Source organism: Glutamicibacter protophormiae, from assembly GCF_016894325.1.
GTDB classification, from domain to species: domain Bacteria; phylum Actinomycetota; class Actinomycetes; order Actinomycetales; family Micrococcaceae; genus Glutamicibacter; species Glutamicibacter protophormiae.
This window is the reverse complement of the sequence record NZ_CP069806.1, coordinates 202,623-211,513: the sequence shown is the minus strand read 5'-3', so window position 1 is coordinate 211,513 and position 8,891 is coordinate 202,623. Positions and strand designations below refer to the sequence as shown.

Here is an 8,891-nt window from a genome sequence, read left to right as displayed (position 1 = left end):
GGGCTGCGCCGCAAGGCTAGTTCGATTCGGCGGCCCCGGAACCGGACGTGGACGGGCCCTGCGGGCCGGGCGTCGGCGCGCTCGGCTTCTCGCTGGGCGCAGGTGCCGGCTTGCTCGGGGCAGGTCCGGTCGACGGGACTTCGGGTGGACCGTCGACGCCATCGGTGGGCTTCGCCGATCCGCTGGAAGGCTCCGGCGCCGATGCGGACGGCGAAGTGCTCGACGACGGCTTGGAGCTTGGCGATTCGGAGTCCGGAGCCGAGGACCCCGGCCGCTCGGTCTGGCTCGGGGACGGTGCAGGCTTCTGGGACTGCGAAGGCTTGGGCTTGACGCTGGGCTTCGGCTTGGGAACCACCGGGGTATCGTCCTTCGGCACCACGACATCCGGATCTGAGCTGAGATCGGATTCGTCGCGCACCGGCGGCTTGCCGCCGTCGCCCTTCGGCGCGCTGTTGGCGTTGACGGTCAGGCGCGAGGAATCGATCATCGCCTGGCCCTGGCCCGGGATGATCGGCAGGTAGTTGCGCGGGTCATGCCAGCGGCCGTCCACGATCACCTCGAAGTGCACGTGGCAGCCAGTGGAGTTGCCGGTGGTACCCGACAAGGCGATCAGTTCACCCTGCTTGACCTCCTGGCCCACCGCTGCGATGAGTTTTGAATTGTGGCTGTAGCCGGTCTGCACATTGCTGCCGTGGTCGATGCTCACGCGCATCCCGGAGTGCCCTGCCCAGCCGGACACCGTCACGGTCCCCGCCTCGGCGGCATAGACCGGGGAGCCGCAGGCGATCGGGTAGTCCTGGCCGATGTGGATCTGGTTGCCGGCGCCGGTGGGATTCGACCGCCAGCCGTAGGGGCTGGAGATCCTGCGGGTCGTGACCGGGTGCATCAGCTGCAGGCCGCCGGGAAGCTCGCCGATCTGGCCCACCTCGCCGGCGAGCAGCGTGGAGTTCTCATCCGAATCGGAATCCTCGTCCACCGAGGATTCGTCGGCGCCGGCCAGCATGCCCAGTGGGCGTCCGTCGATGGCCAGCTCCTTGCCGGAGCCGCCGAACGCATGAAGCGGCGCGTCCTGGCTAACGAGGATCGGATTGTTGTACAGCCCGGGGTCGGATAGCGCGTCGATGGCGACAGGGATGTCGCCGTTGCGCGGATCGACTGACTGGGCCACCAGGGGGATCGCCACGGCGCTGGACAGCGCCAGCGCCGCTGCAGTCGATATCCCCCAGATCACAACCGGTTTTTTGCGTCGGGGAAGCCCGGGCAGAAGAAGGTCATGGTTCACCTGATGACGTCGGCGCACGGATTAATCCCCCCGGATCACAAATTCATATCGCTTCCAAGCCTAGGGGCTCGATGGCAACTAATCCAGATGCTCGACTAAAGAGCCTATTAATAGATTCCTTGTTAACCTACTTTTTGCCCGAAGACGTGGCGGCGGATCCAGGCATGCATGGCGATGCCTGCGGCCGAGGCGGCATTGATCGACCGGGTGGAGCCGAACTGCTCGATGGACAGCGTATCCTTCGCCGCGGCGTGGACTTCCGGGCTGAGTCCCGGCCCCTCCTGTCCGAACACCAGGACGCAGTTGCGCGGGATGTCGTAGGTTTCCAGCGGCACCGAATCCGGGAAGATGTCGATCCCCAGGATGGTCAGCCCCTCGGCTTCGGCCCAGGCGACGAATTCCTCGACCGTGGCGTGGTGGCGCACATGCTGGTAGCGGTCGGTGACCATGGCTCCGCGGCGGTTCCAGCGGCGGCGCCCGATGATGTGGACTTCCTTGGCCAGGAAGGCATTGGCGGAGCGGACCACGGTGCCGATGTTCATGTCGTGCTGCCAGTTCTCGATGGCGATGTGGAAATCATGGCGGCGCTCGTCGAGGTCGGCGATGATCGCATCCATGCTCCAGTAGCGGTACTTGTCCGCGACATTGCGGCGATCGCCTTCTGCCAGCAGCTGCGGATCGTATTTCTCGTCCTGCGGCAGCTCGCCCTCCCAGGGCCCCACACCGATGACGTGCTCGGCGGTATTCTCGGTTGCTTCATTCGCTTCGTGACTCACACTTTTAAGGGTAGTAGGTCGCGGGAGTGCCGCCGTTCACTGCACTGCCGGCGGATGCTGTGTAGGCTTTGAATTACAGGGGAAACTTTCAGCGCAGATAGCTCCCGCCACCTACTGCCAATGGAGGAATGACACCTCGTGACCCTCAGCAACCGTGCCGCACGCACCGTCCACGATATTGAATGCTGGCTGACCGACATGGACGGCGTCCTGGTCCACGAGAACCACGCGCTGAAGGGAGCCTCGGAGCTCCTGCAGTACTGGCGAGAAAACAACCTGCGTTTTTTGGTGCTGACCAACAACTCCATCTACACTCCGCGCGACCTGCGGGCCCGCCTGCTGGCCTCCGGCCTGGACGTGCCGGAGGAGAACATCTGGACCTCAGCCATGGCCACCGCGGAGTTCCTCGCCCGCCAGCGGCCGGGCGGACGCACCTTCGTGATCGGCGAGGCGGGGCTGACCACGGCGCTGCACGACGCCGGGTTCATCATGACCGACCAGAACCCCGATTACGTGGTGCTCGGCGAAACGCGCACCTACTCTTTCGAGGCCATCACCAAGGCGATCCGCCTGATTGAGCGCGGGGCAAAATTCATTGCCACCAACCCGGATGCCACGGGCCCCTCCACCGAGGGCATCATGCCGGCAACCGGCGCCATTGCGGCATTGATCACCCGGGCAACGAACCGCGAACCGTATGTGGTGGGCAAGCCCAATCCGATGATGTTCCGCTCGGCACTGAACCGGATCGACGCGCACTCGGAAACCACCGCCATGATCGGCGACCGCATGGACACCGACATTGTTGCGGGCATGGAAGCCGGCCTGCTCACCGCGCTGGTCTTCTCGGGAATCACCGCGCGCGATGACATGGACACCTTCCCGTTCCGCCCGGACCTGCAGTACCCGTCGGTTGCGAACCTGCATGCCGAACTCGTCAAGGGCCGAGCCGTGCCCGAGGCCAAGCCGGCCGATGCCAAGGCCGCTTCCAAGTAGCCCGAAGTTCCCTGCCCCAGCAGCCGCATTGCCGGATGCTGGGGCATTTTTCTTTGACTTCCCAGCAACCTAGGCACCGCTGGGCCACGGGCGGATACTGGGTGTCATGGAGAACTATCGCCCCCGGCGGCGGGTCTGGAAGTTCGTTCTCATAGCCGTGGGACTCTATCTGGGGCTGACGCTGCTGGTTGCGCTGAACTACGCGGCGCGCTCATGCCTCGGCGCCGGCGCCGAGCTCCACTGCTCCATGAGCAACACCGTCGTGTGGGGTGAGCACCGGCTGTTGGGCTTCATCGCGCTGATCTACCTGGTGCTGGTCGTGGGGTTGTGGGTCAAGCATCGTTGAGCCGTCCTTCCGGGCCGCTCGGAGGGCAATTCATGGCCAAGCATTGACCCTGCCACGGCAGGGGTCTCTAATTCATTGTGTGATGAACACGAAGGCATGCATCCAGGTCCAGAAGCTGAGCGTCAAGAGAGGCAAATCGCTGGTGCTCCAGGACATCGACTGCGAGCTGGCCCCGGGCCGCATCATCGGGCTGCTGGGCCCCAGCGGCAGCGGCAAGAGTACACTGCTGCGCAGCATCGTGGGCAACCAGATCACCTCCGGCGGCACGGTCACCGTCCTGGGGCTGCCCGCCGGGCACAAGTCCCTGCGCCATAGGGTGGGCTACATGACGCAGGCAGCCAGCGTCTACGACGACCTGACGGTACAGCAAAACGTCGCCTACTTCGCCAAGATCCTCGGCCGGCCCGAGGCCGAAGCCACCCGCGTCATCGAGGCCACCGACCTGCAGGAGCAGGCCAAGCGGCTTGTGCTGGATCTGTCTGGCGGCCAGCGCAATCGCGTGTCCCTGGCCATCGCACTGCTCGGATCACCCGACATCGTGATTCTCGACGAGCCGACGGTCGGGCTGGATCCGGTACTCCGTGCAGAATTGTGGGCCCTGTTCGCCGATCTGGCGGCGTCGGGAATCTGCATGGTGGTTTCCAGCCACGTCATGGACGAGGCCATGCGCTGCGATGAAATGCTGCTGCTTCGCAATGGACAACTGCTGGCCCAGATCTCCCCCGGCGAACTGCTCAGGCGCACCGGCGCCAGCGACCCGGAAGACGCATTCCTCAGGCTTATCGCCTCCGGCGGTCTGGATTCTGCACCGACCAGCGGGCCGTCCGCCGCACGGCACCGTGCCCGCGTGGAGGGAAAGCCATCATGAAACGCACCGTGGCCACCGCCGCTCGGGTACTTGGCCAGATTCGCCACGATCCGCGCACCATCGCGTTGATGCTGGTCGTCCCCAGCCTATTGATCGGCTTGATGGCCTGGATCTTCACTGACACCAACGTGTTCCAGCACATCGGCCCGGCGATGATCGCACTGTTCCCATTTGTCGTGATGTTCTTGGTGACCAGCATTGCGACGTTGCGCGAACGGCGCAGCGGCACCTTGGAGCGGCTGCTCAGCATGCCGCTGGCCAAAGGTGAATTCATCTTCGGATACGCACTGGCATTCACCCTGGTGGCGGTGCTGCAGACGGTCATCGCGGTCTCTTTCGCCATTTTGGTGCTGGGACTGGAGATCTCCGGAAGCCTGCTGCTGCTGTTCAGCGTGGCGGCGCTGGATGCCCTGCTCGGAACCAGCCTGGGGTTGATGGCCAGCGCCTTCGCCAGAACCGAATTCCAGGTCGTACAGTTCATGCCGCTGCTGATCTTCCCGCAGTTCCTGCTCTCCGGTCTGATCCTGCGGCGCGGGCAACTGCCGGGGGCCTTGGAGGTCATCGGCGACTGGCTGCCGCTGTCGCATGCCATCGACGCACTGGGAGATGTCGCTGCGGGCACCGAGGACAGCGGCACCTGGGCCAGCCTTCTGGTCATCGGCGGGTGGATTCTCGGCGCCTTGCTGGTGGGGTCGCTGACCCTGCGCCGGCGGACGGCATAGGCCTTCGTACGCACCGGAGATTCGGCTCTCCGCTCATTTGAATCCCGCTAGTTCCGGCCGTATTTCTTGTGCGCCGCCTGTTTTGAAATTTCCAGCGCCGAGGCGATCGCTTGCCATGAGTACCCGCCGGCTCGTGCCCGGCGCACCTCTGCCGTCTGAGCCCGGGCCAGTTCGCGCTGCTCGGCGGTCAGGCGTCGCAGCTGGGCCAGGGGGCCGCCGTGGCCATCGGAATCGATGGCGGTTTTTGTTCCATGTTCCATGCGTCAACTTTAGTTGACGCGTGGAGCGGCGTCAACATTAGTTGACTCATCTTTCGTGCTTGCAAAACACTGCGGGCCGGGCCGACTCGAGGGGACGGCCCGGCCCGCGGCCGAAAACGATGGGAAAGCGCGCCGGCTACAGACCCAGCTCGTCCTTGCCGTACGCGAAGAGGTAAGGCACGCCGGCCTCTTCCTCGATGCGCTCCTTGGCGCCGGTGTCGCGATCCACGATGACCGCCACGGCGATGACGTTGCCGCCGGCCTTGCGGACGCCCTCGACCGCGGTCAGCGCGGAGCCGCCGGTGGTGGAGGTGTCTTCCAGGACGATGACGTTGCGGCCCTCGACGCTCGGGCCTTCAACCTGGCGGCCCATGCCGTAGGACTTCTGCGCCTTGCGCACCACGAAGGCATCGATGGCGCGGTTCTTCTCGCGCGCGGTATGCATGATGGCGGTGCCCACCGGGTCGGCGCCCATGGTCAGGCCGCCCACGTTGGTGAACTCCAGACCGGCTTCATCCAGGAGATCAAGCATGACCTGGCCGACCAGACCTGAAGCTTCCTGCTGCAGGGTGACCCGGCGAAGGTCGATGTAGTAATCGGCTTCCTTGCCGGAAGAAAGGATGACCTTGCCACGAACAATGGCAAATTCCTGAATCAGTTCTTTTAGCCGCCCGCGGGCGCTGGTTTCGCTCATACTCTCGATTCTAGTCGGCATCATCGCTAGGCTGATCCCATGAACGCTACACGCCCCCTGGGTTACTGGTTGAAATTGGTGGATTCGCTGATTGACGAGCAGTTTGCTGCGACCTTGGAAGAACACGGTGTGACACGCCGGCAATGGCAGGTGCTCAATCTCCTGGAGCAGCAGCCCGCCACCGAGCCGGAACTGACCGCCGGACTTTCGCCGTTCTTTGCGTCGCCAGATGAACCGACGTCGGTCTCCGAGCACCTCATGGAATTGGTGGAGTCGGGATGGATCTCGCACGAAGAGGGCGAATTTTCCATCACCGACCGGGGCCATGTCTCGCTGATGAAGCTCAGCGAACTGATCGAAAAGATCCGGACGCAGTCCGGCCAGGACCTCGACGGCTCCGAATACGCCGCTGTGGTCGCCACGCTGGAGAAAATGGCTCGCAACCTCGGCTGGGATCCGGACTCCGAAGATAACTAGCGGTTGCGGCGAATGTTGAGAACACGTTAACTTTCGCCGCACCTTCCGCAGCCGCGCCGGCAAGCTGCCTCCGGTATGCCTAGGATTGGTTACATGCGAGAACTGCAAGCAGCGATCATTGAAGAGCTGGGCGTCAAGGCGTCCATCAATCCGGCCGAGGAAGTACGCTCCCGCGTCGACTTCCTGAAGGACTACCTCGCCGCGACCGGTGCCAAGGGTTTCGTCCTGGGAATTTCCGGCGGCATCGACTCCACGCTGGCCGGGCGTCTGGCGCAGCTCGCCGTCCAGGAAGTGCGCGAAGCCGGCGGCGCTGCCGAATTCATCGCCGTCCGCCTGCCCCACGGAGTCCAGCACGATGCGGCGGATGCCGCAGCGGCCATGGACTTCGTTGCCGCCGACCAGGAGTTCGAAGTAAATATCTCCAAGCCTGTGGCGGGACTGGATGAAGCCCTGGCCGACGCCGGGCATCCGGCGATCAGCGATTTCAACCGCGGCAACGCCAAGGCCCGGATGCGCATGATCGTCCAGTACGCGGTGGCCGGGGACCGCGGCATGCTGGTCATCGGCACCGACCATGCGGCGGAGTCCGTGACCGGCTTCTTCACGAAGTTCGGCGACGGCGGCGCCGACCTGCTGCCGCTGGCAGGGCTGAACAAGCGGCAGAACCAGGCGTTGCTGCGAGAATTGGCCGCTCCCGAGCTGCTCTGGGCCAAGGCTCCCACCGCAGATCTGCTGGACGGCCAACCGCAGCGCACCGACGAGGACGAGCTGGGCCTGACCTACGCGCAGATCGACGACTACCTCGAGGGCCGCGAGATTGACGAGACCGCCGCGCTTTCGATCGAACGGCGTTTCATCCTCTCGCGGCATAAGCGGACTGTTCCCGCCACCAACCTCGACAAGTGGTGGAGAGCCTAGGAGAAGTCTTCCCCGCCGATAGTTTCATGGATTCCGCCGGCTTCGGGCACTAGGCTGGGGCCACGGTGCCGCTATGGCACCGCGCCACGGCAAACGAGGACGCATCCATGAACGCTGAATCCACACACGGGCCGGCCACTACCCGCTGACAGCACGTGCTGGAAATTTTCCTCGGCATTTACATTGGATACGCCGGATGGGATCTGCTGTCCTCGGGCAGGGCCTCGGAAAACCCCTTGAGCTTTGCCCTGTGGGCAGTATGCGTCTCGAATCTGGGCTTCATCCTCTTCACGCCCACGGCCAAGTCCACAGCCGTTCATCGGCCATTGGCCGGCGGCGCCGTGTTGGCCGCGGCTGCTGCCCTGCTGACCGGATTCCCAGCCGACCCTTTCTGGGCAGTGCTAACCGTACCGCTGCTCATCGCGGCATTGGGCCAATTATGGGACCTCAGCAGGAAGACAACTAGGCCAGTCCGGTAATTTCCTTCAACGCCTGCACGTGGTCCGTGAACGCCGCACGCCCCTCAGGGCTCAGCTTGGCCCAGGTCCGAGGGCGTTTTCCCACGAACCCCTTGCGGATCTTGACATAGCCCTTGTCTTCCAGCGCGCTGAGGTGCCGCGACAGCACCGAATCCGAAATGCCCAGCGCATCCCTCAGTGTTTTGAAATCAGCCTCCTCAACGGTGTTCAGCGAGCCCATAATGGACAGTCGGACAGGGTTGGAGAAATCCGCGTTGAGCCGGTTTCGGGCATGCGCCGTCATTTCCGAACCATGCCGATCCCTGCGATCAGCAGCGGGGCCGAGACAGCAAGCCAGACCAGCCCCAGAATGATCCAGGAGCCAAGCTCCAGCGGCATCAGCGCCAGCGAAGCCGCGTAGAGGATGATGGTCAGCATGAACCCCCGGTTGTAGCGCTTCGAGTAGCCGACCGGCAATGAGCGGTAGAGCTTGCGGTAGGCCAGCGAGGCGGCAACGATCGCCACCACGTAGAGCCCGATAATCACGGAGAAGCCGACCATGTTGGCCCGTGGAGGATACAGCTGCAGCAGGAAGGCCAGCGCACCGATGACCAGCGCAACGATAATGCTGTACCAGCCCAGAAGCTTCGAGCCGTAGCCAACGGCACGGTCCATGTTGGCTTGGGCCTGCGCCAGCGCTGCCAGCTGCTGTTCCGGGTCAAAATTCTTTTCGGCGCTCATGACGGGTTCCGCTCCGCACGCGCGGCGGCGCGCTGCCGTGCGTTCAACGAGGTCATGGTCATCGTCACGGCGACAAAGATTCCCATTCCTACGAAGATCAGTGCGTTGCGGCCGCTGAAGTAGGCGAAGAGCGCAAGTGCGGCGAAGACCACTCCTGCAAGGCCGATGATGATCGAGTACGTGGCGTTGGACATCTTGTTCATGATCTTGCTCCCCTTGTTCCGCGTCTTTCGATGTACCAAAAGACTAACAAGTACTTGCCGAAACGGAAAGTACTTTCATGTTTCTTGTTTTAACGACCGCCGGCCCCGGGTATGCGGGGGCCGGCGGTGTGTGCATCTTTGCGAAACGGG

The 8,891-nt window shown here is 63.8% G+C and carries 13 protein-coding genes; 6 read left to right on the top strand and 7 right to left on the bottom strand.

The genetic code is table 11. The features are described from left to right. Positions 1 to 16: 16 nt before the first annotated feature. Both JQN66_RS01080 and JQN66_RS01075 read right to left on the bottom strand, forming a co-directional pair. The gene (locus JQN66_RS01080; protein WP_204676308.1) at positions 17 to 1,231 is read right to left on the bottom strand and encodes a M23 family metallopeptidase; all 1,215 of its coding nucleotides are present in this window, start codon (positions 1,229 to 1,231) and stop codon (positions 17 to 19) included. A gap of 173 nt (positions 1,232 to 1,404) precedes the next feature. Next, a complete protein-coding gene (locus tag JQN66_RS01075; protein ID WP_229777453.1) occupies positions 1,405 to 2,058 on the bottom strand; it encodes a TrmH family RNA methyltransferase in 654 nt (217 codons plus the stop codon). A 198-nt stretch (positions 2,059 to 2,256) separates the two neighbouring features. On the opposite strand from JQN66_RS01075, the gene JQN66_RS01070 reads away from it, so the two are divergent. The 4 genes from JQN66_RS01070 (at position 2,257) to JQN66_RS01055 (ending at position 4,990) form a co-directional block, all read left to right on the top strand. Further along, a complete protein-coding gene (locus JQN66_RS01070) occupies positions 2,257 to 3,054 on the top strand; it encodes an HAD-IIA family hydrolase (RefSeq protein WP_188949730.1) in 798 nt (265 codons plus the stop codon). 106 nt (positions 3,055 to 3,160) lie between these two features. Continuing rightward, positions 3,161 to 3,400, top strand: coding sequence for a hypothetical protein (locus tag JQN66_RS01065; protein WP_188949655.1), 240 nt, complete (start codon positions 3,161 to 3,163; stop codon positions 3,398 to 3,400). A gap of 82 nt (positions 3,401 to 3,482) precedes the next feature. Next, positions 3,483 to 4,268: an ABC transporter ATP-binding protein gene (locus JQN66_RS01060; RefSeq protein ID WP_204676307.1), complete on the top strand. Its 786-nt coding sequence runs from the start codon at positions 3,483 to 3,485 to the stop codon at positions 4,266 to 4,268. Further along, positions 4,265 to 4,990, top strand: coding sequence for an ABC transporter permease (locus JQN66_RS01055; protein WP_204676306.1), 726 nt, complete (start codon positions 4,265 to 4,267; stop codon positions 4,988 to 4,990). The genes JQN66_RS01060 and JQN66_RS01055 overlap by 4 nt, the downstream gene beginning before the upstream one ends. A gap of 47 nt (positions 4,991 to 5,037) precedes the next feature. On the opposite strand, the gene JQN66_RS01050 is transcribed toward JQN66_RS01055, so the two are convergent. Both JQN66_RS01050 and pyrE read right to left on the bottom strand, forming a co-directional pair. Beyond that, positions 5,038 to 5,250, bottom strand: coding sequence for an AsnC family protein (locus JQN66_RS01050; RefSeq protein ID WP_204676305.1), 213 nt, complete (start codon positions 5,248 to 5,250; stop codon positions 5,038 to 5,040). Positions 5,251 to 5,386: 136 nt separating this feature from the next. Continuing rightward, positions 5,387 to 5,944, bottom strand: coding sequence for an orotate phosphoribosyltransferase (pyrE, locus tag JQN66_RS01045; RefSeq protein ID WP_181728131.1), 558 nt, complete (start codon positions 5,942 to 5,944; stop codon positions 5,387 to 5,389). A 39-nt stretch (positions 5,945 to 5,983) separates the two neighbouring features. On the opposite strand from pyrE, the gene JQN66_RS01040 reads away from it, so the two are divergent. Both JQN66_RS01040 and nadE read left to right on the top strand, forming a co-directional pair. Next, positions 5,984 to 6,421: a MarR family winged helix-turn-helix transcriptional regulator gene (locus tag JQN66_RS01040; protein WP_204676304.1), complete on the top strand. Its 438-nt coding sequence runs from the start codon at positions 5,984 to 5,986 to the stop codon at positions 6,419 to 6,421. Between the two features lie 93 nt (positions 6,422 to 6,514). Then, on the top strand, positions 6,515 to 7,339 hold the full coding sequence (nadE, locus tag JQN66_RS01035) for an ammonia-dependent NAD(+) synthetase (protein WP_204676303.1): 825 nt from the start codon (positions 6,515 to 6,517) through the stop codon (positions 7,337 to 7,339). Positions 7,340 to 7,801: 462 nt separating this feature from the next. Here the strand turns inward: nadE and JQN66_RS01030 are convergent, their stop codons facing one another. From JQN66_RS01030 to JQN66_RS01020, 3 genes are read right to left on the bottom strand one after another with little or no spacing between them, the layout of a single operon-like run. Further along, a complete protein-coding gene (locus tag JQN66_RS01030) occupies positions 7,802 to 8,101 on the bottom strand; it encodes a winged helix-turn-helix domain-containing protein (protein ID WP_204676302.1) in 300 nt (99 codons plus the stop codon). Continuing rightward, complete coding sequence (locus tag JQN66_RS01025) at positions 8,098 to 8,538, bottom strand: transmembrane 9 family protein (RefSeq protein ID WP_204676301.1); 441 nt, start codon at positions 8,536 to 8,538, stop codon at positions 8,098 to 8,100. The genes JQN66_RS01030 and JQN66_RS01025 overlap by 4 nt, the downstream gene beginning before the upstream one ends. Beyond that, positions 8,535 to 8,741, bottom strand: a complete 207-nt coding sequence (locus JQN66_RS01020; RefSeq protein ID WP_204676300.1) for a hypothetical protein — start codon at positions 8,739 to 8,741, stop codon at positions 8,535 to 8,537. The genes JQN66_RS01025 and JQN66_RS01020 overlap by 4 nt, the downstream gene beginning before the upstream one ends. Positions 8,742 to 8,891 lie beyond the last annotated feature (150 nt).